The sequence below is a fragment of the Lentzea sp. CA-135723 genome (genome assembly GCF_050936595.1).
GTDB lineage: Bacteria > Actinomycetota > Actinomycetes > Mycobacteriales > Pseudonocardiaceae > Lentzea.
This window is the reverse complement of sequence record NZ_JBNJMK010000001.1, coordinates 4,375,001-4,399,255: the sequence shown is the minus strand read 5'-3', so window position 1 is coordinate 4,399,255 and position 24,255 is coordinate 4,375,001. Positions and strand designations below refer to the sequence as shown.

Annotated in this window: 21 protein-coding genes; 9 read left to right on the top strand and 12 right to left on the bottom strand. The window is 69.2% G+C overall.

What is annotated here, in order from left to right; translation table 11 throughout:
- Nucleotides 1-36 precede the first annotated feature (36 nt).
- Together ACQEU1_RS19650 and ACQEU1_RS19645 are read right to left on the bottom strand one after the other, a co-directional pair.
- Entirely contained in the window at nt 37-753 is a 717-nt protein-coding gene (locus ACQEU1_RS19650) for a MerR family transcriptional regulator (protein ID WP_433203490.1), read from the bottom strand.
- Nucleotides 754-923: 170 nt separating this feature from the next.
- The gene (locus ACQEU1_RS19645) at nt 924-2,624 is read right to left on the bottom strand and encodes a S8 family serine peptidase (RefSeq protein ID WP_433211591.1); all 1,701 of its coding nucleotides are present in this window, start codon (nt 2,622-2,624) and stop codon (nt 924-926) included.
- 230 nt (nt 2,625-2,854) lie between these two features.
- On the opposite strand from ACQEU1_RS19645, the gene ACQEU1_RS19640 reads away from it, so the two are divergent.
- Nucleotides 2,855-3,952, top strand: coding sequence for a sugar ABC transporter substrate-binding protein (locus tag ACQEU1_RS19640; protein WP_433203487.1), 1,098 nt, complete (start codon nt 2,855-2,857; stop codon nt 3,950-3,952).
- A gap of 4 nt (nt 3,953-3,956) precedes the next feature.
- Here ACQEU1_RS19640 and ACQEU1_RS19635 read toward each other — a convergent pair whose 3' ends face one another.
- Nucleotides 3,957-4,661 (bottom strand): hypothetical protein, encoded by a 705-nt coding sequence (locus tag ACQEU1_RS19635; RefSeq protein WP_433203484.1) that lies wholly within the window; start codon nt 4,659-4,661, stop codon nt 3,957-3,959.
- Nucleotides 4,662-4,735: 74 nt separating this feature from the next.
- A complete protein-coding gene (locus ACQEU1_RS19630; protein ID WP_433203481.1) occupies nt 4,736-4,948 on the bottom strand; it encodes a hypothetical protein in 213 nt (70 codons plus the stop codon).
- 239 nt (nt 4,949-5,187) lie between these two features.
- Here ACQEU1_RS19630 and ACQEU1_RS19625 point away from each other — a divergent pair, with 239 nt between their 5' ends.
- From ACQEU1_RS19625 to ACQEU1_RS19605, 5 genes are all read left to right on the top strand, one after another.
- Nucleotides 5,188-5,394: a cold-shock protein gene (locus tag ACQEU1_RS19625; RefSeq protein ID WP_030468404.1), complete on the top strand. Its 207-nt coding sequence runs from the start codon at nt 5,188-5,190 to the stop codon at nt 5,392-5,394.
- 110 nt (nt 5,395-5,504) lie between these two features.
- Entirely contained in the window at nt 5,505-6,383 is an 879-nt protein-coding gene (locus ACQEU1_RS19620; RefSeq protein ID WP_433203476.1) for a glutamate ABC transporter substrate-binding protein, read from the top strand.
- Complete coding sequence (locus tag ACQEU1_RS19615; protein ID WP_433203473.1) at nt 6,380-6,994, top strand: amino acid ABC transporter permease; 615 nt, start codon at nt 6,380-6,382, stop codon at nt 6,992-6,994. The genes ACQEU1_RS19620 and ACQEU1_RS19615 overlap by 4 nt, the downstream gene beginning before the upstream one ends.
- On the top strand, nt 6,994-7,761 hold the full coding sequence (locus ACQEU1_RS19610) for an amino acid ABC transporter permease (protein WP_433203470.1): 768 nt from the start codon (nt 6,994-6,996) through the stop codon (nt 7,759-7,761). Before ACQEU1_RS19615 ends, ACQEU1_RS19610 begins: the two co-directional genes overlap by 1 nt.
- The gene (locus tag ACQEU1_RS19605) at nt 7,742-8,641 is read left to right on the top strand and encodes an asparaginase (protein WP_433203467.1); all 900 of its coding nucleotides are present in this window, start codon (nt 7,742-7,744) and stop codon (nt 8,639-8,641) included. Before ACQEU1_RS19610 ends, ACQEU1_RS19605 begins: the two co-directional genes overlap by 20 nt.
- Here ACQEU1_RS19605 and ACQEU1_RS19600 read toward each other — a convergent pair.
- Nucleotides 8,638-9,078, bottom strand: coding sequence for an ester cyclase (locus ACQEU1_RS19600; RefSeq protein ID WP_285638208.1), 441 nt, complete (start codon nt 9,076-9,078; stop codon nt 8,638-8,640). The genes ACQEU1_RS19605 and ACQEU1_RS19600 overlap by 4 nt on opposite strands.
- A gap of 68 nt (nt 9,079-9,146) precedes the next feature.
- Between ACQEU1_RS19600 and ACQEU1_RS19595 the strand changes: the two genes are divergently transcribed.
- On the top strand, nt 9,147-9,779 hold the full coding sequence (locus ACQEU1_RS19595) for a TetR/AcrR family transcriptional regulator C-terminal domain-containing protein (RefSeq protein ID WP_433203463.1): 633 nt from the start codon (nt 9,147-9,149) through the stop codon (nt 9,777-9,779).
- Here ACQEU1_RS19595 and ACQEU1_RS19590 read toward each other — a convergent pair.
- The 4 genes from ACQEU1_RS19590 to ACQEU1_RS19575 all read right to left on the bottom strand — a co-directional run bounded on the left by ACQEU1_RS19590 (nt 9,776) and on the right by ACQEU1_RS19575 (nt 16,147).
- Nucleotides 9,776-11,773 (bottom strand): NPCBM/NEW2 domain-containing protein, encoded by a 1,998-nt coding sequence (locus tag ACQEU1_RS19590; protein ID WP_433203460.1) that lies wholly within the window; start codon nt 11,771-11,773, stop codon nt 9,776-9,778. The genes ACQEU1_RS19595 and ACQEU1_RS19590 overlap by 4 nt on opposite strands.
- A 125-nt stretch (nt 11,774-11,898) precedes the next feature.
- The gene (locus ACQEU1_RS19585) at nt 11,899-13,587 is read right to left on the bottom strand and encodes an acyl-CoA dehydrogenase family protein (protein WP_433203457.1); all 1,689 of its coding nucleotides are present in this window, start codon (nt 13,585-13,587) and stop codon (nt 11,899-11,901) included.
- Nucleotides 13,588-13,642: 55 nt separating this feature from the next.
- Entirely contained in the window at nt 13,643-14,611 is a 969-nt protein-coding gene (locus tag ACQEU1_RS19580) for a zinc-binding dehydrogenase (RefSeq protein WP_433203454.1), read from the bottom strand.
- 69 nt (nt 14,612-14,680) lie between these two features.
- Nucleotides 14,681-16,147 carry an aromatic amino acid ammonia-lyase gene (locus ACQEU1_RS19575; RefSeq protein ID WP_433203451.1) on the bottom strand — a complete coding sequence of 489 codons (1,467 nt, stop codon included), beginning with the start codon at nt 16,145-16,147 and terminating at the stop codon, nt 14,681-14,683.
- A 30-nt stretch (nt 16,148-16,177) separates the two neighbouring features.
- Here ACQEU1_RS19575 and ACQEU1_RS19570 point away from each other — a divergent pair, with 30 nt between their 5' ends.
- Both ACQEU1_RS19570 and ACQEU1_RS19565 read left to right on the top strand, forming a co-directional pair.
- On the top strand, nt 16,178-19,150 hold the full coding sequence (locus ACQEU1_RS19570) for a DEAD/DEAH box helicase (RefSeq protein WP_433203448.1): 2,973 nt from the start codon (nt 16,178-16,180) through the stop codon (nt 19,148-19,150).
- Nucleotides 19,143-19,970, top strand: coding sequence for an SWIM zinc finger family protein (locus ACQEU1_RS19565; protein ID WP_433203445.1), 828 nt, complete (start codon nt 19,143-19,145; stop codon nt 19,968-19,970). The genes ACQEU1_RS19570 and ACQEU1_RS19565 overlap by 8 nt, the downstream gene beginning before the upstream one ends.
- Here the strand turns inward: ACQEU1_RS19565 and ACQEU1_RS19560 are convergent.
- The 3 genes from ACQEU1_RS19560 to ACQEU1_RS19550 all read right to left on the bottom strand — a co-directional run bounded on the left by ACQEU1_RS19560 (nt 19,967) and on the right by ACQEU1_RS19550 (nt 24,196).
- Complete coding sequence (locus ACQEU1_RS19560) at nt 19,967-22,150, bottom strand: esterase-like activity of phytase family protein (RefSeq protein WP_433203442.1); 2,184 nt, start codon at nt 22,148-22,150, stop codon at nt 19,967-19,969. The genes ACQEU1_RS19565 and ACQEU1_RS19560 overlap by 4 nt on opposite strands.
- A 1,228-nt stretch (nt 22,151-23,378) precedes the next feature.
- Nucleotides 23,379-23,651 (bottom strand): GlsB/YeaQ/YmgE family stress response membrane protein, encoded by a 273-nt coding sequence (locus ACQEU1_RS19555; protein ID WP_433203439.1) that lies wholly within the window; start codon nt 23,649-23,651, stop codon nt 23,379-23,381.
- Nucleotides 23,652-23,713: 62 nt separating this feature from the next.
- On the bottom strand, nt 23,714-24,196 hold the full coding sequence (locus ACQEU1_RS19550; RefSeq protein WP_433203436.1) for a hypothetical protein: 483 nt from the start codon (nt 24,194-24,196) through the stop codon (nt 23,714-23,716).
- Between the last annotated feature and the right edge of the window lie 59 nt (nt 24,197-24,255).

Below are 24,255 nucleotides of genomic sequence, written 5' to 3'. Positions count from 1 at the left end.
ACGACGCGCCCCCTCGGCGCGCCAAACCAATGAAAGTCAGCCGTTCATGCGGACGAGAACGTCCAGCTGGGCCTTGTTGTAGAGCTCGACCATGACCTTGATGACGGTCCGCCTCGCGTGTTCCACGCCGCGCGGCGCGTCGCTGTACAGACCGGCCGGATCCGGGAACGCGGCCCGCATCTCCGCCATGTACGGCATCTCTCTCATGCCGTCCGCCACCCGCTGCCGGGTCTCCTCGTCCGCGTCCTCCGGCAGGTTGTCGAACGCCACGACCGCCGGATCCCGCGAGTAGTCCTTCAACGTCCCCGCGTACTTCGCCAGCGTGTCCGGCGAGAGCAGCTGGGCCAGCACCACCGTGAACGACCGGTCCTGCGGCGACAGGTTCGCTTCCGCGATCATCGCCGCGACGTCCGGCGGCAGATCGGTCGGCGTCTCCTGCCGCAGGACCAGCGCGAGATCCGCGCGGATCTGCTGCAGGCGTTCGATCTGCGCGGCCAGCTCGGCGTCGAGCTCGTGCAACGCCTCACGGGGGTGCTCGTCGCCGTCACCGAGCTCGGCGATCTGCGCGAGCGACAACCCGAGGTCGTTGAGCCGCTTGATCCTCAGCACCCGCACGAGGTGGTCCACGCCGTAGCTCTTGTAGCCGTTGGCGCGGCGTTCCGGCTCGGCCAGCAGCCCCACGTCGTGGTAATGCCGGATCGTGCGCAACGTCGTACCGGCGAGATCGGCCAGCTGGCTGGTGCTCCACCCCACGACGTTCCTCCTCTCCGGCTCGCTGACAGGACCCAGTTGAAACTATGCCGCTACGGCACGGTCAAGGCAGAACGGATCTTTCCGACGAAGGTGGCGCCAGCCGTCCACTTTCGTCGCACGCAAAAGGCCCCCGGCAAGACACCGGGGGCCTTTTGTCGCTGCACGAGGACTTACAGGAACTGGCCACCACGGGTGACAGCGCCGTAAGCGTCCGCGATGCCGTGGCCGTAGAAGCCGTTGAACTTCGCGTCACCCTCGCAGGTGGCGTCGAACTCGGCGGGACGGCCCACGTTGACGTACGACACGGTGCGCGGGTTCGGGCAGGCGCGCTGCGTCGCGGTCTTGAGCAGGACCTTCTCGACCTTCTCGGGGTCTAGGGTGAGGCCCGGGTTCTTCTTGTCCTTCTTGCCGTACTGGCTGACGATCAGCGCGGCGACACCGGCGACGTGCGGGGCGGCCATCGAGGTGCCCTGCAGGAACTGGTAGTAGCCGACCTTGTCGCCCTGCACGGCCTTCTTCACGCCGACGGCCTCACCGGCGGGCGTGATGTTGCCGGCCTCGTCGATCGCGCCGTCGGCGAGAGCGACGTTGCGCGGGTAGGTCGAGAGGATCAGGTTCTCGTTGGTGCGGTACCACGGCGTGCCGAGGCCGTCGCGGAAGTAGCCACCGGGAGCCGAGATCGCGGTCTGCTCGAGGCCGTAGTTCGAGTAGTCGGCCTTGGTGGTCGACGGGCCGAGAGCCGACACCGAGATGACGTGGTTGCCCTCGGTCGGGAGGTTGAGGCAGTTCGCGTTGTCGACCGGACGCGGACGGGCGTGGCCCGGCGGGTAGTTCGGGCTCGCGATGTCCTGGCGCGGCTTGCCCAGGTCCTCGTGGTTGTTGCCGCCCGCACCGATCAGCGTGACGCCCTTCTTGTGCGCGTAGTTCAGCGCGCGCTGGACGGACTTGATGATCGTGCGCTGCTCCAGCTGCTCCTCGGCCGAGGCCGTGGGGTCGTTGGCGCAGTTCATGTACCACGGGTCGACGTAGAACGACATGTTGATGACGTCCAGGCCGATGTCGGCGCCGTAGGTGAGGGCGTCGACGACGGGCTGCAGGAAGAACGAGCCCGCGTCCTGGCCACCGCGGATGTTGACCAGCGACACGTTCGGCGCGACACCGGAGATGCCGAAGCCGTTGGCGGCGGCGCCGATGGTGCCGGCGACGTGCGTGCCGTGGCCGCCGTCGTCCCAGTTGGCCGGGTCGACGCAACCGCGGAACTCGCACGGACCGTCGAACACGCCACCGTCGGCGTCGTTCGGGATGTCGATCGTGAAGTTGCGCGAGAGCTCGTTGTTGAAGTTCGGCGCGATGTCCGGGTGGGTACCGTCCACACCGGTGTCGAGGATGCCGACGTACACGCGCTTGTCGCCGGCCTGCTTGGCCCGCGCGATGTTGGAGCGCACCAGGTTCAGACCCCACAGGTCCCCGTCGAGCGGGTCCATGCCGGCGGTCGAGCCCTGCCCGGCGGGAGCCTTGTTCGGCTTCTCGCTCTTGTTCTCCTTCTCGACGTTGTCCTGCTTGATCTTCGCGGCCTTCGCCGCGGGCGCGTGCCCGATCGGCGTGGTCCGCGCGGCGCCGACGATCTCCTTCGAAGCGGAGACCTTCTCCACGAAGCCGTTCGCGGGCGCCTTGACCGTCAGCAGGCCGACGGCGTCGTTGCTCCGCAGGACCTCGCCGCCCGCCGCTTCCACGGCGTCGATCGCGAAGTCGCGGTTACCGGGTTGTTCCAGAAGGACGGTGTACTCCGTCACCGGGCCCGTGCTGGCCGGCGCGGCCCCCGCCGCCGAAGTGCCCGCGGCGATCAGCGACACCGTTGCCGCCACCGCCATCACGGTTCTGCGCGTTCTCACCTAGCTGTCTCCTCACACCCGGTCAGGGCTGGATCCAACAACATCGGTGCGGCCCCCGATTGCCGCCCAAGTTGGACACACTGACACGAAAATTCGCCCCGCATCAGCACCTTTCGTACGGAATCGAACTGTAGCCGATCGGAAGCGGAGCGTGATGTTATGAGAAGAAATCTTGACTTAACAAGATTCAAGCGCTGGACTTCGCGATTATGCGAAGACGGGTAATGGCATCGTCGGCGTGCCTGCTCTTTCTCCTCTCTGCCTGCGGTAGTGCTGGTCAGGGTTCTCCGACGCTGCCCACGCGTGGTCCCAAACCAATCGTCGGGGTAATCCTTCCCGACCGAACGACTTCCACGCGTTGGGAAGAGCAGGACCGGCCGCTGCTCACACAGGCGTTCAACTACGCGGACATCGAACCGTTCATGGAGAACGCCGAGGGCGACGAGGCGAAGTTCGCGCAGATCGCCGACGAGATGATCCGGCGCAAGGTGAAGGTTCTGATGATCACGCCGTTGTCGGCGGCGGGCGGACTGGCGGTGCAGAAGAAGGCGAAAGCCGCGAACATCCCCGTCATCGACTACGACCGGGTGACGCTCGGCGGGCAGGCGGAGTACCACGTCGGGTTCGACAGCGTGAACGTCGGCCAGCTCCAGGCCGACGGTCTGCTGGAGTGCCTCGGCTCCAAGCCGGGCGCGCAGATCATCGAGATCGAGGGCGCGCCGACCGACCACAACGCCACGCTGTTCACGCAGGGCCAGAAGTCGCGGTTGTCGTCGAAGTACGACAGCGGCGCGCTCAAGCTCGTGAAGTCGCAGCCGGTCGCCGACTGGAACAACGAGCTCGGCGGGCAGCTGTTCGAGCAGATCCTGAACGACAACGGCGGCAAGGTCGACGGCGTGGTCGCGGCGAACGACGGCCTCGCGGGCGCGGTCATCTCGGTGCTCAAGAAGAAGAACCTCAGGGTGCCGGTCACGGGCCAGGACGCCACGATCGACGGTCTGCGGGCGGTGCTCGCGGGCGATCAGTGCGTCACGGTCTACAAGCCGGTGCGGGACGAGGCGGAGGCGGCCGCACGGCTCGCCATCGCCATCGCCAAGGGCGACCTGGACGGTGCCGATGACCTCGCCACCGGCAACCTCCGGGACCCCGTGTCGCGGCGCGACATGAAGTCCGTGCTGCTCGGCGCCACGCTGATCAAGAAGGACTCGGTGCGCGGGCTGGTCACCGAGGGGATCGTGAAGGCGGCCGAGCTGTGCGCCGGCGACCTCGGACCGGTCTGCAAGCAGCAGGACATCGTCGGAGGGTGAGTGCTCACGGCCTGTCCTGGTCGGGCAGGTCGTGACGCCCCGAGATGAACTCCTGCACGGCGATCTTCGCCCGGATGATCGGCTGTCTGATCCGTGCCTCCCGGCGGTAGGCGCGGGTCAGCTTCCGCGAGCCCTCCGGGTACCGCCAGCGCGCCCACGGCGAGCCCGGCCTGGCCAGCCGCACGGCCCCGACCGCGGGCACGACGGGGATCAGCAGGCCGAGCAGGCCCGTCCAGATCTTGCCCTTGAGCAGCGCCACGATCGCGAGGCAGAGGTTCACGCCGATCGCGATCACCCGCAGCGTGAACGTCGACGCGGGCGTGGTCTCCGGGTTGAGCTGGAGCACCTCGTCGTAGCCGAACGGGCGCGCGCCCAGCAGGAACGTGCCGGTGAGGCCGATGGCGAGGAACACGGCGTCCACGGACAGCCGGCCGGCCTTGGTCCAGTACACGTCCCGCAGGTGCAGGATCAGCGCGAACTCGTCCAGCACCAGGGCCGCGCCGACGCCGAGCCCGGCCGCGGCGGCCAGCCTGGCGCCGTGCAGGTCGTCCGGGATCACCAGGGCCGAGACGCTCGACAGGAGCAGCAGCACGGTGCCGAACACGACGTGATGCACGTGCGTGTCGCCGTGCACGATGTTCCCCGGCCACCACCGCACCTTCGCCCTGATCATGCGCACGCTGATGCGGATGAACACGAAGGTGGTCACCAAACCGATGAAGAAGAAGAGCAGTCTCTCGCTGCCGGTCACACCACGGCCCCCTGGGTCAACGACCCTCCAGGTTACCGGTCCCGGTCGGTGTAGATGTTGCCGTGCACGTGCCCGATCTGGAACACCGTGCCGCCCGTGATCGAGGTGGTGGTGTTGGTCCCGGGGGCGCGGGGAGATCGTTTCGCGGGCCGGTCGGCGAGGTGCCGCGCGACGAGAGCGGAGAGGGCTCCTGCGGTGTGCGGGGCGACGGTGACCATGATCGACATCGTCGTCAGCTCGGACACGGGGACCTCCGTGCGGTCGTTCGGGATCTCACGGTAGCAGTGAGATTGATGGCTCGACTGCGACCAGGGAGGCGTGGTTGACTGTCTGCGGTCGTACGTTTCGTGTTCGTGGACAAACCCCGCTCGCGGAACGAGGTCGCGAGTTGTGCGGTTTCTCCAGGTTCCGGAGAAGGCGCTCTTCCGACTTGACCCGGTGGTCGCGAGCGCGATCCGGCACCTGTTAGAGGAGAAGTAGCAAGATGGCAGTACAGGGCACCGTCAAGTGGTTCAACGCGGAGAAGGGCTTCGGCTTCATCTCCCCCGACAACGGTGGCGCCGACGTGTTCGTCCACTACTCCGAGATCCAGATGAACGGCTACAAGGCTCTCGAGGAGAACCAGCGGGTCGAGTTCGAGATCGGTCAGGGCCAGAAGGGCCCGCAGGCCCAGGGCGTTCGCGCCGTCTGAGTCTGACCGATCAGCACAGCTGATCTCACAGCGAAGCCGTCTGTCCTGTATTGGACAGACGGCTTTGTTGCGTCTTGTGCCCGTTCGAACGCGGTCAGTAGCTTCGGGGCATGGGGAGACTGTTCGTAGCCGCGCTGTTGCTCTTCGTGGCCGGGTGTTCTGGTGGGGACGACGCCGTCCCTGGTGCGGGCAAGATCGACGCCCTGCTCGCCAAAGCGCCCGTCTACGCAGGTCAGGTGAACCCCGGCTCGGCGGTGGACCGCATCAGGAAGCGCGGTGAGCTGCTGATCGGCGGCTCCCAGGACGCACCGCTGCTGTCCCAGCTCGACCCGATCAGCGGCGAGCTCACCGGCTTCGACGCCTACCTCGGCAAGCTGCTCGCGCACTACGTCGTCGGCAAGCCCTCGGCGGAGCTGCTCACCGCGACCTCCGAGACGCGCGAACCGTTGCTGGCCAACGGCACCGTCGACGTGATCATCCAGACCTACACGATCACGCCCGCACGGCAGGAGCGCGTGTCGTTCGCCGGGCCGTACTACCAGTCGGGGCAGGTTATCGCGGTGCGCAAGGGCACCACCGGTGTTTCGAAACCCGCTGACCTGGCGGGCAGGACGGTCATCGTCGGCGCGAACACCCCTGGGGTGAAAGCGGTTCAGGACGCCGCGCCCACCGCGAAGATCGTCGAGTTCGGCTCCGACCCCGAGTGCGTGACGGCGCTGAAGCAGGGCCGCGGCGCCGCTTACGTTCAGGACCAGGCGATTCTCGTGGCCGACGCCTCGAAGGACACCGAGCTGGAACTCGTCGGCGAGCCGTTCACCGAGGACCCGTACGGGATCGGCATCAAGCACGGCGACGCCGAGTTCACGGCGTTCGTGAACGACTGGCTGCGCGAGATCGGCAAGTCGGGGCTGTGGCAGGAGGTCTGGCGGCAGACCATCGGCACCGTGGTCGCGGGCGACCCGCCGGCGCCACCCGCGATCGCCTCATGAGCCTGGTCCTCGAAGGGTTTCTGAACACCGTCGCGCTGACCCTGCTGTCGTTCTGCGGTGCTCTCGTCGTCGGCGTGCTGGTCGCCGTCCTGCGGATCGTGCCGGTGCCGTTGTTGCGCGGGGCAGGTGCGGTCTACGTGGAGGTCTGGCGCAACGTCCCGCTGCTCGCGTGGCTGGTGCTGTTCGTGTTCGGACTGCCGGAGGTGGGCGTGCGGATGCCGTTGTTCTGGACGGCTTTCACGGCGATCGCGCTGTACGAGGCGGCGTTCGTGGCGGAGGCGCTGCGGTCGGGCGTGCACTCCGTGGCGTCCGGGCAGGGAGAGGCCGCACGGGCGTTGGGGCTCACGTTCCGGCAGTCGTTGCGGCACGTGATCCTGCCGCAGGCGGTGAAGAACGTCGTGCAGCCGTTGGCGAACATCGCGATCGCGCTGACGATGGCCACGGCGCTCGCCGGTGTCGTCGGCGTGGTGGACATGACCCGTGCGGCGCAACGGATCAACCTGGAGATCGCCCAGCCGTTGCTGGTGTTCACCGGGGTCGGGCTCTGCTACCTGGTGGTGGCGGCGGGCATCGGGTTCGGTGCGCGCGTGCTGGAACGGCGGCTGGCCTGATGTTCGACGCTCCCGGTCCGCGGTTCCGCCGCCGCGTCCGCTGGGTCACGGCGGTGTCCGCCGTCGTGCTGATCGGGCTGGTGGCGCTGGGGCTGCGGCAGTTCGCGCTGAACGGCCAGCTGGAGCCGGCCCGGTGGCGGCCCTACCTGACCTGGCCCGTGTGGCGTTATCTGCTCGAAGGCCTGGGATCGACGGTGGTGGCGGCCGGTGCGACGGGCGTGCTCGCGATGGCCGGTGGGCTGTTGCTCGCGTTGCGGCCCAACCGGTTCACGCGCGCGTACGCCGAGATCATGCGCACGGTCCCGGTGCTGCTGCTCGTGTACGTGATGCTGTTCGTGCTGCCGTCGTTCGGCGTGAACCTGCCGCTGTTCTGGAAACTCGTGGTGCCGCTGGCGTTGTCGCACGCGGCGTCGTACGCGGTGATCTTCCGGGCGGGCGTCGAGGCGGTCGACGCCGGGCAACGCGAAGCCGGGTTGTCGTTGGGCATGCCGGACGGTGTCGTGACACGGGTCGTGGTGCTGCCACAGGCCGTGCGGCACATGACGCCGTTGCTCGTGACGCAAGCTGTCAGCCTGTTGAAGGACACTTCGCTGGGATATGTCGTGTCCTACACGGAGTTGCTGTTCAACGGCCGGGTGCTCGCGAACTACAACGGCCTGCTGATCCAGACCTTCGTCGTCGTCGCGTTCGTCTACCTCGTGGTCAACCTGGCGCTGTCCAGGCTGGCCCACCGGCTGGAGGCATCCCGTGCCCGCACTGCTCGCTGAGGTCACCCGGTCCGGGTTCGTGGAGAGCCTGCACCACGGCAGCGTCGTCGGGCTGCTGCCGTCCGGCGCGGTGGGCGTGTCGGTCGGCTCGATCGAGGACCCGGTGCTGCCGCGGTCGTGCATGAAACCGTTCCAGGCGCTGGCCTGCCTGTCCGCCGGCGCGCCGCTGGCCGGTCCCTCGCTGGCCATCGCGGCGGGGTCGCACACGGGGGAGGACCGGCACGTCGAGCTCGTCCTGCAGATGCTCGGCGAGGTGCCGGTGGAGTCGTTGCGCTGCCCGCCGTCGTGGCCGGAGGACGAGGAGACCCGTCAACGGTTGACGGAACCTTCGCGCGTGCGGATGAACTGCTCCGGCAAGCACGCGGCGATGCTGGCGGCCTGCGTGGCGCAGCAGTGGCCCGCGGAGACCTACTTGGAGCCGTCGCATCCGTTGCAGCAGCAGGTGATGCGGACCTTTGAAGAACTGTCCGGCGAGTCCGTTGTGCACACGGCGATCGACGGCTGTGGCGCGCCGGTGTACGCGTTGTCGTTGCACGGCTTGGCGCGCGCGATGCAAGGCCTTCTGCGCACACCCGTGGCCGATGCGATGCGCGGATTTCCCGAGTACGTCGGGGGAACCGGGCACGTGAACACGGTGATCATGCAGCAGCTGCCCGGCGTGGTGGCCAAGGGCGGTGCGGAAGGCGTGCTGGTGCTCGCGACGGCGGCAGGGCACGCCGTGGCGGTGAAGGTGCTCGACGGCAACCCCCGTGCCACGACGGCGATCGGGCTCACAGCGTTGGCCGCCATGGGGTTCGACGTGTCGCCCGCGAAGGAGTCGCTGTCCGCACCCGTGTCAGGAGGTGGACAGGTCGTGGGGGCGGTTCGGGTGGTCTTCTAGAACTCCTCCGGCACGTCCAGCATCCCGAGCTGGGCCATCACGGTCGCGGTGTCGCCGTAGACCCGTTGGCAGACGAGGACGTCCTTGTCGAACAGGAAGAAACCGACCATCCTGACCTTGAACGACCGTCCGGTCACCTCCTCGCCGGTGAGGCTGCCGAGGTGCGTGCCCTGCAGCTCGAACTCGAGGATCACGGCGTTGTCGGCGTGGTGGACGTCGATGACCTTGTTGCGCTGGTCGGGGAACGCGGCGCGGGTGCGCTGCCAGTAGTCCCAGACCGCGTCCACGCCGTCGAGGACCTGGCCGGACGCCATGATCTCGTAGCGGGGGTGGGGGAACGTGTTCAGGGAGGTGTCGAAGTCGAACTGGTTCTGCGACTCCATGTGCTCCAAGACGATCGCTTCACGCAGCGCTCTGAGCGCCTTGGACTCGGTCATGCCGGCCGACCCTCCTACGTACGCCGTACGTCGCAGGGAAGCTACTCCACGTCGTATGGTCTCCGCCAGTGTCCGCCACCCGTGAACCGTTGACCCGCGACCGCATCGTCGATGCGGCCGTGCGGCTGATCGAACGCGAGGGCGTCGAGGCGGTCTCGATGCGGCGGCTCGCCTCCGAGCTGGGCGCGGGCACGATGTCGCTCTACAACCACGTGCCGAACAAGGCGGTGCTGGTCGACCTCGCGGCCGAGCGGATCATGGCGGACGCCCGGCCGTACCACGTGGACGGCGACGACTGGCGCGACCACTTCCGGGCGCACGCCCGTGCGGTGCGCGAACTGGCGCAGCGGCACCCCCGCGCGTTCGTGCTGCTGGCGACCCGGCGGCTCAGCTCGGAGGCGGGGTTCCGGACGATCGAGTCGGCGCTGATGAACTTCGACCGGGCGGGCTTCCGCGGCAAGATCGCCGTCGGGATGATGCGGGCGATGGTGTCGTACCTGCTGGGGACGTTGATGCGGGAGGTCGCGACGTCGCCGGAGCTCGGCGGGATCGCGCTGTCGCCGTACGCCGGCGTGGACGTGTCGGCGTTCCCGCTGTCCGCCGGGGTGATCGACGAGCTGGGGACCTACGACCACGATCACGAGTTCGAGTTCGGGCTCGAACTCATGATCGCGGCCTTGGAGCGGTTCCAGGAGCGCTAGCAGGCGATCCTGAGGTCGGCCCAGTCGGCGTGGTCGTAGGACTTGCCGTTGCCGCCGTCCTTGACGACCAGACGCGTGACGGTGGCGCCGGAGACGTCGGCCACCAGCGACTTCGCGGCGTCGGTGCCGGTGACCGGGCCGCTGTCGTAGACCATCCGGTCGTCGGCCCAGACCTCGTAGCTCACGAGGCTGAGCGGGTTGACCTTCCTGTCGTCGATGCCGATGGTGGCGGTGAGCCTCGTGCACGCGCCGCCGGTGTAGTACTCGACGTGGGCCGGGGCGTGGGTGCCGAGGCCCTTGGCGTACGTCTTGCCGCGCACCGTGATCGGGCCGCCGTCACCCTGCTTGGCCTCGCCGTTGGTGGTGTCGGTCTCGACCGGTCCGTGGCCATTGGTGGCGCGCAACCACTTCAGGTCGCTGACGAAGTTCTCGCCCTTCGGCGCGGCGCCGGGTACCAGTGCCTCGGCGGCGTACTGCCTGGTCACGGGGTTGTGCTCGTGCGGGCTGTGGAAGGTGAAGCCCGCGGTGATCGCGAACCTGCCCGGCTGCGCGTTCTCCGGAACCCGGACCTTCCACGTGGTCCTGAAGCTCTGCTGACCGGGCAGGACCGCCTTGAAGCTGGTGTTCGTCGTCGCCGTCCAGCCCTGGGGGACCCGCAGGGTGGCCTGGACCAGGGCGATCGGCAGGCGGCCGGTGTTCGTGACGGACGTCGTGTAGGTGACCGTCCTGCCGGGTTGGACGATCGGAAGTGCGCCGGGGTAGAGGACTTCGCCGTCCGCCGCCGTGGTAACGGCCGGCGGGTAGGCGTACCAGTCCCTGGCCGCGCTGACGCGGAACATCGCCGAGCCGTGCGGCGGGAGAGCGGCGCTGATCTCGCCGGCGGAGTGCGTGGTGGTCCTGGCCCAGAGGTCGCGGACCTTGTAGCCGGTCGCCTTGGCGAGGCCCAGTTCCGCGGCGGTGACGGAGATGTTCGTGGCGCTGTCGTTCTCGTTGAACAGCAGGACGGCCTTGTCGCCGTTGCTCAGCGGCTTGACCAGGACGTGGTTGCCGCCGGCGTTGCTGAGCACCTCGGCCTGGACGCCGAGCCTGTCCTGGTTGACGGCGATGACCTCGCGGTTCTCCAGGATCTCGAACGTCTCCGGGGTGACCTCGCGCAGGTCGGCGCCGATCAGCAGGGGAGCGGCCATGATCGACCAGAGGCTGAAGTGGCTGCGGTACTCGACGTCCGTCATGCCGCCGTTGCCGACTTCGAGCATGTCCGGGTCGTTCCAGTGACCGGGGCCCGCGTACTCGGCGAGCTCCATGTTGCGCTTGGCGATCGACACCATGGAGTTCCAGTTGTCGCTGATGTCACCGGTGGTGCGCCAGAGGTGGCCGACGTCCTTCGCCCACTCCCACGGCTTGTTCTGGCCCCACTCGCAGAGGCTGAACACGATCTTGCGCCCGGTGGCGTTGAGGGCGTCGCGCATCCTGGTGTAGCGCAGTTTCGCGTCTACGCCCTGGTTGTTGCAGTTGTCGTACTTGAGGTAGTCGACGCCCCAGCTCGCGAACAGCTTCGCGTCCTGCACCTCGTGGTCGAGGCCGCCCGGGAAACCGCCTTCCTTGTTGCAGGTCTTGGTTCCCGCGCTCGTGTAGATGCCGAACTTGAGGCCCTTGGAGTGGACGTAGTCGGCGACGGCCTTGATGCCGTTGGGAAAACGCGTCGGGTGGGGGACGAGGTCGCCGTCCGCGTTGCGTTCCGGAAGTGCCCAGCAGTCGTCGATGTTGACGTACTCGTAGCCCGCGTCCCTGAGGCCCTTGCTGACGAAGATGTCGGCGATGCCCTTGACCATGTCCTCGTTGAAGTCGTCGCGGCAGTGCGTGCTGTTCCAGTTGTTGAAGCCCATCGGCGGGGTCAGGGCCAGCTCTGGTTTCTCGGCTCGTGCCGTGGGCGTGAGGAGGGTCGTCGCGATGAGGGCGGCTGCTGCGGCTGTGCGCCATCTGCGGTGATCCACTTTGCGCGCGCTCCCTTGTAGCTCGTGGAGTGCGGCGGCAGGCCTTCATGTAAACGTTTGTGGAACGGATGCGTCAAGGGGGCGGAACCTGTCGGCTCCGCCCCCTCGTGTCTCGATCGGTGCTGCTACGGGCGCATCTCGTAGCGGCCGGACAGCGCCTCGACCTGCTGCCAGACGGCGTCGAAGCGGGCCTGGTCGACGTGCGGCTTGCGGAGCTGGCCCACGGCCCACTGCTGCTGGGCCTCGGTGCTGCTCGCCTTGCCGTGCAGGGCGGTCGCGTAGCCGGCGAAGTCGCGGACCAGGACGTCGAAGATCTGGTCCAGCACGTGCTGGTCGGTGCCCGTGATCCTGGCCTGCTCCAGGACGAGCTGGCCGTAGACGACGAGCGTGAAGAGGTGGCCGAGGTTCAGCAGGAAGTCGAGGTCCTTCTGCTGCGCCTCGTCCGGCGCGGCCGTGGTGAGCAGGGTCTTGATGGCCTTGGCCTGCTCGTGGAACAGCGCCACGTTGGGCAGGTGGGCGTGCTCGGTGTAGATCGGCTCCCAGTCGTGGAACTGGATCTTGCCGAGGCCGCGGGCCGGGCCCTGGCGCCAGAAGAAGTCGTCGTCCGTCGCGTCGTGACGGGTCGGGACCTCGTCGTACTGCCTGGGGTTGAAGAGGTAGTTCGGCATGAACTTGAGCACCAGGGCCAGGTTCACGTGCACGGTGCCTTCGAGCTTGGGCAGCGCGCGGATGTCGGCCGTGGCGCGGGTGAAGTAGGTGTCCTTCTCGAAGCCCTTGGCGGCGATGACGTCCCAGAGCAGGTCGATGACCTGTTCGCCCTCGCTCGTGACCTTCATCTTGGTGATCGGGTTGAAGAGCAGGTAGCGGCGGTCGTCCTCGTTCGCCGACCGGAAGTAGTCGACCGACCTGTCCGCGAAGAGCTTCATCGCGGTGAGGCGGGCGTAGGCGTCCACGAAGTTCTGGCGCACGTGCGGGAAGTCCGTGACCGGGTTGCCGTAGAGGATCCGGTTGTGGGCGTGCGTGATCGCCTCGTAGAACGAGTGCTCGCAGATGCCGATGCTCGCCGTGCAGAGGTTGAACTTGCCGACGTTGACGGTGTTGAGCGCGGCGGAGAACGCGTCGGGGCCGCGGTGCAGCACGTCCGCGTCGGTGAGGGGGTAGCCGTTGAGCTTGAACTCGCTCACGAACATCTGGCTGTCGACGACGTTCTTGACCAGTTCGAACTTCTCGTGCTGGCTGTCGACGGCGAAGAAGACGTACTCGTCGGAGCCGGCGATCTTGCCGAAGACGCTGACCATGCCGGCGACGTTGCCGTTGCCGATGTAGTACTTGCCGCCGGTGGCCTCGTAGCCGTTCTCGGTGGGCGTGACGATCATGTCGGTGCTGTAGACGTCGGCGCCGTGCTCCTTCTCGGAGAGGCCGAACGCGAAGACGGCGCCGGAGTCGAGCAGGGCCGCCGCCTTCTGCTTGGCCTCCTCGTTGCCGCTCATCCAGATGGGGCCGAGGCCGAGAACGGTGACCTGCCAGGCGTACCAGTACTGCAGGCCGTAGAAGCCGAGCACCTCGCTGAACGCGGCGTTGCGGGCGGCGTCCCAGCGCTTGGTGCCGTCGACACCGCTCGGCGTGCAGAAGGTGGCGAAGAGCTTCTCGCGCTTCACGAAGTCGAGGAACTCGGTGTACCAGACCTTGTCCTGCGCGTCCGCGATGAGCTGCCGCTTGCCGCGGGCCTCGAACCAGTCGACGGTCGCCCTGAGCAGGCGGCGGGTCTCGTCGTCGAGGTGGGCCGGGTCGTAGTGGTTCGGGTCGAGCAGCACTGTGCGCCTCCTTGCGTCTCTGCGGCCGGACGCTACCAGTGAGTAACTTGTGGGTCTACCTGGGCTGGACCAGCAGGAGCGACTTGCCGAGGGTGCCGCGTTCCTCCAGTGACCGGTGCGCCCGCTCCACCTCCTCCAGCGGGTAGGTCGCGCTGATCACCGGCCGGATGCGCCCCTCCGCCGTGAGGGCGAGCGCGTCGGAGAGAAGTTCCCGCACGACCTCGGGCGCCGGCGCCCCGGCCGCCAGCACGTCGTCCACGCGCACCCGCCGCTGCTCGGCTTCGGCCGGGTCGATGCTGGTGAGCCCGTCCGACGAGCCGTAGGTGACGAACCGCCCGCCTTCGGCCACTGCCTCGAACGTGGCCTGGCCGAGCGCACCGCCCGCACCGTCGTAGGCGACACCAACGCCCCCGGACACCTCGCGAACCTGGTGCTGCCAGCCGTCGGCGGAGTAGTCGAAGGTCACCTCGGCGCCCAGCTCGCGGGCCAGGTCGAGCTTGCGCGCGCCACGAGCGGCGGCGATGACGCGTGCCCCGGCATCGCGCAGCAGCTGGACGAGCAACGACCCCGCGCCGCCTGCCGCCGCCGACACCAGAACCCAGGCACCCGGCACGATCTCCGCCCGGCGCACCAGCAGCAGGGCGGTCGCGCCGTCGTGGATCATGGCCGCGGCCGACGTCGAGGGCAGGCCGGCGGGTACGGCGACGAGGTTCTCGGCCGCGAAGGCGACCTGCTCGGCGTAGGCACCGGCGCCGCGGGCGATGACGCGCCTGCCCACCCAGGCCGGGTCGACGTCCGGTCCGACGGAGAGCACGACGCCCGCGCCGCCGAGGCCGGGCACGTACGGCAGCGTCAGCGGGAAGTACTCCTGGCCCCAGCCGCCGCGCAGCAGGGTGTCCAGGAAGATCACGTCGGCGACCTCCAGGGCCACCACGGCCTGCCCAGGGCCCGCCGCGGGTGTCGCGATCTCCTCCAGCCGGAGCACCGCCGCCCCGCCGAACTCGTGCACGCGAACAGCCCGCATCTGCCACCCCCACCTCGAACAACCTGGTCGCAGCCGACCGTAGGAGCTCCAGATTGGTCGAGGTCAAGCTCAGACGGCCGCGAAGTCGTCCAGCAGGGCGGAGGCCACCTCCACGTCGGGGCTCAGCTGGCGGTCGGACATGTCGGGGTTGAGCTTCGCCTCCGCCGCCTCGAAGGCGGAGCGCAGAGCGGGTGTCGCGGGAACGATGCCGCGCAGCCGCAGCGCGCGGACGGCGGCGACGACCTCGCAGGCGAGCACCAGGCGGAACGCGCCGAGCGAGCGCAGCGCCTGGGAGGCGGACTGGAAGGCGAAGCTGGAGTTCTCCTCCTGGCCGCGCGACACCACGGCGTTGCCGATGCTCGCGGGCTCGGCGAGCGTGCGGACCTCGGCGAGGGCCGAGTTGGCGCTGTACTCCAGGATCATCACGCCCGAGCTGCCGCGCACGCCCTCGGCGAGGAACGGGCGCAGCCCCGTGAAGTTCGGTTCGACCAGGGTGGCCAGACGGGCGGTCGAGATGTGGCCGGTGTGCAGCATCGACAGGCGCAGCCGGTCCAGCGCCTGGCCCAGGTACGCGCTGTGGAACGCGCCGTGGTGGTACGCGGCGTCGTCCTCCGGTCCGAAGTGGTCGGCGACGATCAGCGGGTTCTCGGCGGCGGCGTTGAACTCGACGTCGAGCACACGGCTGAGGTCGGTGGCGGCGTCGACGCACGGGCCGTGGATCTGCGGGAAGCAGCGGTAGCCGAACGGGTCCTGGATGCGGGCAGGCGGGCGCGGCGGCTCGCCGATCAGGCGGCGCATCTCGGCGGCGACCGCGACCTGGCCGGGGTGCGGGCGGCCCAGGTGGACGCGTTCGTCGTAGGCCTCGACGGCGCCGTCGACCGCGAGGAACGACAGCGCGGCCACGACCTGGGTGGCCTTCAGCAGGCGGTGCGCGTCCTGCCAGGCGAGGCCCGCCATGCCGATGGTCAGGGCGTTGCTGCTGATCAACGCCAGCGCGTCACCCGAGTCGAGCTCGATCGGGTCCGGCGTCTGGGTGGAGCCGAGCCAGTAGCGCTCGCCGAGCAGCGTCAGGCCCGTCTCGGCCAGCGCGGTCAGGTCGCCGGTGCCGATCGCGCCGTACTCGTGCACACCGGGGTAGCAGCTGCTGTTCAACGCGGCCTGCAGCGCGTCGGCCACGGCCATCCGCACGCCGGCGCCGCCCGCCAGCAGCTGGTTCAGCCGGACGACCATCATCGCCCGCACCTGCTCCTCGGGGAGCATGCCGCCGAGCCCGCCCGCGTGGCTGCGCAGCAGGCGCAGGCCGTGCTCGGCCCACCCCTCCGTGCTGATGATCTGGTCGCGGTTCGCACCCACGCCCGTCGTACGGCCGTACACCTGTCGTCGCACCACAAGGCGCTGACTGGCCTGCCACGACGCATCGAGGCGTGCGAGTCCATCAGCGTGGAGGGTCACCGGGGCGTGATAGCGCGCAACGCGCACCACGTCGTCGGCGCTCAGGGACTGACCGTCCAGCACGACAGGGGAGTCTTCGACCATGGCACCAATGTGAGCACATAGGGTTCGAAGGTGCTCGTACTGCATGGCCTCTGCACGACCGACGGCGTCCTCGCGCTGTGGGCCGAGGACTCCGGGCTGCCCGCCCGCAGCGAGAGCACCAGACGTGACGCGCCCCACCCGTTCGCCGCGAACGCCGAGTCGCTGGTCGCCGCCCTCGGGCTGGAGCCGCTCAAGGCGACCACCCGCGCGTTGCTGCTGCCGTCGTTCTCGTCCGGTCCGATGGCCTCGCCGGAGCTGGTCCGCGACCCCCTCACGGCCGGGCGAGCCCCGCGCGGCAAGGTGGCGCTGCGGCAGTGGGGCGTGCCCACGGTCCGCCTGCAGGGCACTCCGGAACGTCCCGCGGAGATGCGGCTGAGCGACTCGGCGCGGTTCGTGTTCGACGTCGCCGGGTTCGCCGCCGACCTGGTCGAACGCGGCCGCGTGCTGCCTTCCGTCGCGCCCGATCAGCCACGGGCGCGCTGGGTGCCGGTGCTGTCCGGCACGGACTCGGCGCGGTTCGCCGCGTTGCAGGCCGCGATGCCACCCGCCTGCCGGTGCGAGGAGATCGTCAGCGACCCCGCCGAACTGGTGCGTGCGGCACTCACGACGGCGGTGGACGAGCAGGTGCGCACCCGGCTGGACGGGATGGCGCTCGCTCCCCGGCGGCCGAGGACGACCGCCGAGGCGTGGCTCGCCGCGCTCACCGGCGAGCCCGTGTTCGACGCGGACCCCGTCGAGCTCTACGAACTGCGCGAGCAGCTCGACCGGTGGCGCGACAGCGCGGGCAACGAGAGCCCTGTGCGCACGTGCTTCCGGCTGCGGTCGCCCGAGCAGCGCAACGAGGAGGAGTGGGCCGTCGAGTTCCTGCTGCAGGCCGTCGACGAACCGAGCGTGCTCGTGCCCGCGCAGCAGGTGTGGTTCGCGGACGACGGCGTGCTGCGGCGGTGGATTCCCGCACCTCAGGAGCACCTGCTCGCCGACCTCGGGCGCGCGAGCAAGCTGCACCCGGACCTGGACGAGGCGTTGCGCGGGCAGCACCCGTCCGAGCTGGAGGTCGGCGCGGAGGGCGCGTACCGGTTCCTGACGGCGGCGCCCGCGCTGGCGCAGGCCGGGTTCGGCGTGCTGCTGCCGTCGTGGTGGCAGCAGACGACGAAGCTCGGCCTGAAGCTCACCACGAAGAGCCGCGGCACGGCCGGGACCGTGGCCAAGGAGAGCGAGATCGGCCTGAAGTCCATCGTGGACTACAAGTGGGAGCTCGCCCTCGGCGAGGACACGCTGACCGACGCCGAGCTCGCCGAACTGGCCAGGGCGAAGGTGCCGCTGGTCAAGGTGCGCGGCCAGTGGGTGCAGGTCGACCAGAAGCGGCTCGCCGCCGGGCTCGCGTTCCTGCGGCGAGGTGGTGGCCAGATGACCGCCGCCGAGGTCATGCTCCACAGTGGACTCAGCGAGGCGGACGAGAGCCTGCCGCTGCCGCTGGTGGACGTCGAGGCGGACGGCTGGCTCGGCGACCTGCTCACCGGGAAGGCCGACGAGCAGCTGGAACCCGTGGACCCGCCGGAGAACTTCGGCGCGCGGCTGCGCCCGTACCAGCAGCGCGGCCTGGCGTGGCTCGCGTTCCTCGACAGGATCGGGCTGGGCGCGTGCCTCGCCGACGACATGGGGCTCGGCAAGACCGTGCAGCTGCTGGCGTTGGAGGCGCTGAACCGCCAGCACGGCAAGCGGCCGCCGACGTTGCTGATCTGCCCGATGTCGGTCGTCGGCAACTGGCAGCGCGAGGCGGCGCGGTTCACCCCGGAGCTGAAGGTGCACGTGCACCACGGCGCGGACCGGCTCGACGGCGACGCGCTGCGCGAGGCCGTGGAGAGTCATGATCTCGTGCTCACCACCTACGCGCTGGCCGCTCGTGACGCGGAGGCGTTGGGGGACCTGACCTTCGACCGCGTGGTGCTGGACGAGGCGCAGAACATCAAGAACAGCGCGACCCGGCAGTCGCAGGCCGTGCGGCAGCTCAAGGCACGTCATCGCGTCGCACTCACCGGCACACCCGTCGAGAACCGGCTGGCCGAGCTGTGGTCGATCATGGACTTCGCCAACCCCGGCGTGCTCGGCACGGTCAGCACGTTCCGCGCCCGCTACGCCGTTCCCGTCGAGCGCCACAACGACCAGGAGGCCGCGGCACGGCTGCGCAAGATCACCAACCCGTTCGTGCTGCGGCGGCTGAAGACCGATCCGCGCATCATCAGCGACCTGCCGGACAAGGTCGAGATGCGGCAGCTGTGCAACCTCACCACCGAGCAGGCGTCGCTGTACCAGGCCGTCGTCAACGACATGCTGGAGAAGATCGAGGAAGCGGACGAGGGCATCGAGCGGCGCGGGCTCGTGCTCGCGACGATGTCGAAGCTCAAGCAGGTCTGCAACCACCCCGCCCACTTCCTGGGCGACGGTTCCCGCGTCGCGGGCCGTTCCGGCAAGCTCACGCGGCTGGAGGAGGTGCTGGAGGAGGTGCTCGCCGAGGGCGACAAAGCGTTGTGCTTCACCCAGTTCACCGAGTTCGGCAGCATGCTCGTGCCGTACCTGGCCGCGCGGTTCGACACCGAGGTGATGTTCCTGCACGGCGGCACCTCGAAGGCTTCGCGTGACCGCATGGTCGAGCGGTTCCAGGACAAGCGCGGGCCGTCGCTGTTCCTGTTGTCGTTGAAGGCGGGCGGGACCGGGCTGAACCTCACCGCCGCGAACCACGTGATCCACCTGGACCGCTGGTGGAACCCGGCCGTCGAGGACCAGGCGACCGACCGGGCGTTCCGGATCGGGCAGCAGCGCAACGTGCAGGTGCGCAAGTTCGTGTGCATCGGCACGCTGGAGGAGCGCATCGACGCCATGATCGAGGAGAAGCGCGCGTTGGCGCAGCTCGTGGTCGGTGCCGGCGAGAACTGGCTGACCGACCTGTCGACGTCCCAGCTGCGCGACCTGCTGACGTTGTCGGGGGAGGCCGTCGGTGAGTGAGCACTGGTCCGGCGAGAAGCCCCGCTACGGCAGGACCATCAAGGCGGACAACGGGATCAAGGCGCGGTCGAAACGCGGTGACATCGGTGCGACGTGGTGGTCGCGGCGGTTCATCGAGGTGCTGGAGTCGTTCGGGATGGGCGGCCGGCTGACGCGGGGCCGCAACTACGCGCGGCAGGGCCAGGTGCTGTCGTTGTCGTTGTCCACGAGCATGGCCATCGCGCTGGTGCAGGGGTCGCGGCCGACGCCGTACAAGGCCCGCATCGCGATCAAGTCGTTCACCGGCGCCGAGTGGCAGCGGATCGAGCACGCGCTGGCCGGGAAGGCCTTGTACGCGGCCAAGTTGCTGGCCGGCGAGATGCCCGCGGACATCGAGTCGTTGTTCGCGTCGCTGGGGCTGGGGTTGTTCCCCGCCACGCAGCGCGAGATGCAGATGGACTGCACGTGCCCGGACTGGGAGGTGCCGTGCAAGCACCTCGCCGCCGCCTGCTACCTGCTGGCGGAGTCGTTCGACAACGACCCGTTCGAGATCCTCGCGTGGCGCGGGCGCGGCCGTGAGGAGCTGCTGGAACGGCTGCGGATGCTGCGCGGCACGACGTTGGGTGCCGCGGCGCGCGAGGAGGCACCGCCGTTGACGAGGTGCCTGGACACGTTCTGGCACAGGCAGACCACGACGAACCTGAGCCTGGGCGACCCGACCGCGGTGGTGCGGCCGGACGCGGTGCTCGACCAGCTCGGCTCCGTGCCCGTCGACGTGGGCGGAACCTCGCTGGCCGAGCTCGTGCGTCCGGCCTACCTGGCGTTGAAGCCCGCCGACTAGCGGACCCAGCCGAGGCGGAGGAAGACCGACTCGCCCGGCGCGTCCTCGAGGCCGTCGTTGTCGACGACGCCGACGAGGCGCTGGAGCGGCCACGTGCCGATGACGGCGAGGCCTTCCGGCTTGTCGTGCGTGGCGGCACCGCCGGCCTGGAGCGCGGGGACGAGGTCCTCGGCGAGCTTCTTGGTGACCACCGGCTTCTCCGCGCCCGCGGGAACCGGCTTCAGGTTGCCGATGTCGACGCGGAAGACCTTCTTGGTCCTGGCCGCGTCACCGCGCTGGTTGTCGCGTTCGAGCACCAGCAGCGTGCGGTCGTTCAGTGCCGTGATCTCGGACAGCCCGATCCACGCACCGGCCTGCGGAGCGTCGAGCGGGTACGCGGCGAACGCCCACTCGCCGGTCGCCGGCGTGTACCGGGCCAGCGTGGCCTGGCCCGCCTTGTCGGCCTTCCACTCGCGCTGGACCGCCAGCCACACCTGCTCGTTCTTGCCGCTGCCGGTCGTCGTGACGCCCTCGAACCCGTTGCTGGTGGCCGTCTTCGCGACCGCCTCCGGCAGCGGGATCTCCTTCGTGACGGCACCGTTCGCCGCGACCTCGAGCAGCAGGTTCGGCTTCTGCTTGCCGTCACCCTCGACCGCGACCCAGTAGCCGTTGTTCTTGCGCGCGGCGATGCCCTCACCGTCGTAGCTCGCGGGCTGGCCGTCCTTGGTGAGCGTCAGCTCCTTGCGCACCTTGGCCGGCGCCTGAACGGTGTCGATCGTCAGGATGCGCGTCGGCGTGTAGGCGGCGTCCGTGATGGACACGACGTCGCGGTAGTTGCCGGGAATGCCCGAAAGCCCGGACAGCGCACCGAAGTTGATGCCGTCCGACACGATCGACGGCGTGCCCTGGTTGCGCTGCAACGACACCTGCAGCGGTGTGCGCGTGAGCTTGTAACCGCTGAGTGACGACCGGATGCCGTCCTCGGCCGAGTCCTCCTCCGCCGCGACGACGAGCGTGTTCGTCGCCGGGATCGGCAGCAGCCCCTCCGGCCCCACGCCCGTCGGCAGCGCCTGCAGGAACCGCGGCTTGCGCGGGTTGTTCACGTCGTACACGGCAACGAGGTTCGCCCGCTCCAACCCGACGAACGCGTACCTGTCCCTGTCGAAGGTCGCGACCGCCAGCCCCTCGGGCTCGACGCCCTTGTTGTCCGACCGCCCGTCCGGGTACTGCCCCTGCTTCACGGCGATCTGCTGCAGCTCGTTGCCCGACGAGAACACGACCTTGCCGGACTCGGCGTCGAACACGGTCCACGTGCGCGACCCACCGAGGTAGTCACCCTCGTCCGCGGTACCGAGCGTGTTGTCGTCGAGCCACGCGACGGCATCCGGCTCGCGCGGGACCGTGATGGTCTCGGACGGGTCGAACTTGCCGTCGTCCTCGGTGTCCGTGTTCTTGACGGTCGCCGTGCCCGCCGAGAAGTGCCTCACGACCTTGCCGGACCTGAGGTCCACGATCGCGATGTGGTTGTTCTCCTGCAACGTGACCGCGACCTGGTTGCGGCCGTTGATGCTCACGTACTCGGGCTCGGGGTCGGTCGGCGCGACCTCGGCGATGCCGGCGAGCTCGACCTTGCGCAGCTGCCAGCTCTTCGGGTCCTTCGTGATGTCCACGATGGTGAGGAACCCACCCGGCGCCTGCGGGATCGCGCCGTCGTTGACGTCCTCGTCACGCTCGTTCTCGATGGCGATGGCCGCGTACCGGCCGTCCTTCGAGATGTCGATGGAGTCGGGCTGGCCGCCCAGCTCGTGGGTGGCGATCGTGGTGCGCTTCTCGAGGTCTACCACCAGCAGTCGGCCGGACGGGTTGGTGAACGACTCCGACGTGTTCACCGCGACCAGGGCGAGGTCGCCGATGATGTCGACCGAGGTGGGCTCGCCCGGCATCGCCAGCACGCCGTCCGGGGTCAGCTTCTGGCCGGTCTTCGCGAAGCCGATCCGCTTGCCGGGTGAGTCGGTGTAGACGACCAGCTTGCCGTCCGCGGTGGCGGCGGCGATCTCGGACGCCGTGTGTTCGGCCGCGGAGGTGTTCCGGAACACCGACATCGTGTCGAACCGCTGGAACCGTTGCGGTGCTGATGCTTGGGCTGGGGCGGCGGATGCCAGCAACACGACGGCCACCAGGCCTGTGCACAACCGGACCACTGGTCCTCCTCGTTTGGGGCGGAGGCGCGCATTGTGGCTCACGGAGTGGGCTGGAGGATGAACGTTTGCTGATCATCTGGGGGTTTTGCTGCTTTGGCCGGTGCCGATTCCAGCGTTTGGTCGGGTCGCCAGTGCGGTGGTCCTGTTGGAGGCAAAGACTTTGACGGGCGTGGTCGAGTCATCGCCGCTGGCGCGTCGATAGAGATTGGGGCTTGACTTCGGGGCCCTTGCGAGGTGCTTGTCGGACCGGAAAAGGCCGGGCTGAAAAGAGGCCCGGCCGAGCCACAAGTGGTAGCACCTCGCACCCAAAGTCAAGCCCCAATCTCGTTGGTGCGTGGCTGGGATGGGTGGGTACGTCACCGATACCGCTTGGGCCGAGCCGAGAGGGAGGGACGCCTCGCCTTCGGCATTGCGTTGGGTCTTGGCTGGGCTCGGCTGCGCCATTGCCCTGAGCGCGCGCTCGGTCGGGCTCGCCTTCGGCATCGCGTTCACCTAAAGCCATTGGTACGCGCTTGGCCCGCCTCGCGCGGCTGTTCCCGTCTTGCCCAGGCTTCGGCTTGTGCCTCTGCCGTCGCTCGCCTCGCCTCGCCTTGACTTGCCCAGCCGCGCCTTGCCGCGACTCGCCTTGCCGCGACTCGCCTTGCCGCGACTCGCCTTGCCGCGACTCGCCTTGCCGCGACTCGCCTTGCCGCGACTCGCCTTGCCGCGACTCGCCTTGCCGCGACTCGCCTTGCCGCGACTCGCCTTGCCGCGACTCGCCTTGCCGCGACTCGCCTTGCCGCGACTCGCCTTGCGCCGCCTCGCCTCGCGCGGCCTGGCTCGGCTCGCCGCCTTGCCCTGGGCTGCCACCACCTCGGCTTGCCTCGCCTGGCCCCGCCCTGATTCGGCGCGCCTGGCCTCGGCTCGCCCTGCCTCCTTGCCCCGCCTCGCGCGGCTCGCCGCCTTACCTGGGCTCGCGCCACCTCGGCTTGCCTCGCCTGGCCCCGCCCTCGCTGGCGGCTCGGCTCGCCTGTCTCGGCTAGCCCGCCTCGGCTCGCCCTGCCTCCCCTCGGTGGGCAGGTGCGAAGGCCACCTCGGTGGCCGTCGTGGCGGACTGGGCGCGGGTGGTGGCGCCGCCTTGACCCGTTGGGTGCCTGGCGGGCCTGGCGCTGGGGCTTGGGTGCGCTCGGCGGGCCTGGCGGCTCGGGTCTGGCGGCGGGTGTGCGGGTGGTGGTGTGGCGCCTGGGTGTCAGCGGGGGAGTTTTGGCTTGGAGCGGTTTGCCCAGAGGGTTACGCCGGCTCCTGCCAGGCCCACCTGGAGGGCCAGTTCGATCCAGTCGATTCCCGGGGTGTCCGCCACGCCCAGGACGGTGGCGGCCGCCGTGCCCAGTAGGGCCGCGACTATGCCTACGAGGATGGTCGCCAGCAGGGAGACGTGTTGCCTGCCTGGGATCACCAGGCGGCCCAGGCCGCCGATGATGGCTCCGAAGAGCAGGGCTGTGAACAGGCCGCCGATTTCCACTGGTACCCCCTGAGACTCTGGTGCTTGCTACTCCAGGGTCCGCCGGGGGTGGGGCGGGCGGATCAGGTTCTTCCCTGACTTTGCCCTGAGGCCGACCCCAGCAGGGTCGCCGCCGTGGCGGAGAGTTCGCGGCCCGGTACGTCCGGGTCGCAGCCGATCCGGGCCAGGCGGGCTCGGATGGCGGTGGCCGAGCGCTGCATCTCGTCGGCGATCGACCTGATCAGCTTGGCCGCGTCTGGTTCCGGGTCGGTGAGCCAGGTGAGGCGGAGCGTGTCGTCGAGGGGGTCGGTCCACGGCTGGTTGGCGTTCGCGTGGCGGGACGGGCGGGAGCGCAGGCGGGTGTGGGCTGTCAGGACTCGGGCCAGGAGCTTGCCCACGGTGGCGCCGCCCTCGACCGGGAGGCGGAGGCGGCCGTCCGCCACCACCTCGCCGGAGTCGAGCGAGCCCAGCAGGTCGAGCACCATCGCGTCGGTCGAGTCGGTGGTCGCGCTCAGGCGGTAGCTGACCTCGCCGAGCTTCGTTTCGTTGTGGTAGGTGGATGTCATGGGGGTGACGTTAGGGAGGGGGTCTGACGGGAAATCGGGGGTGGAGCCCTTCGGACGCC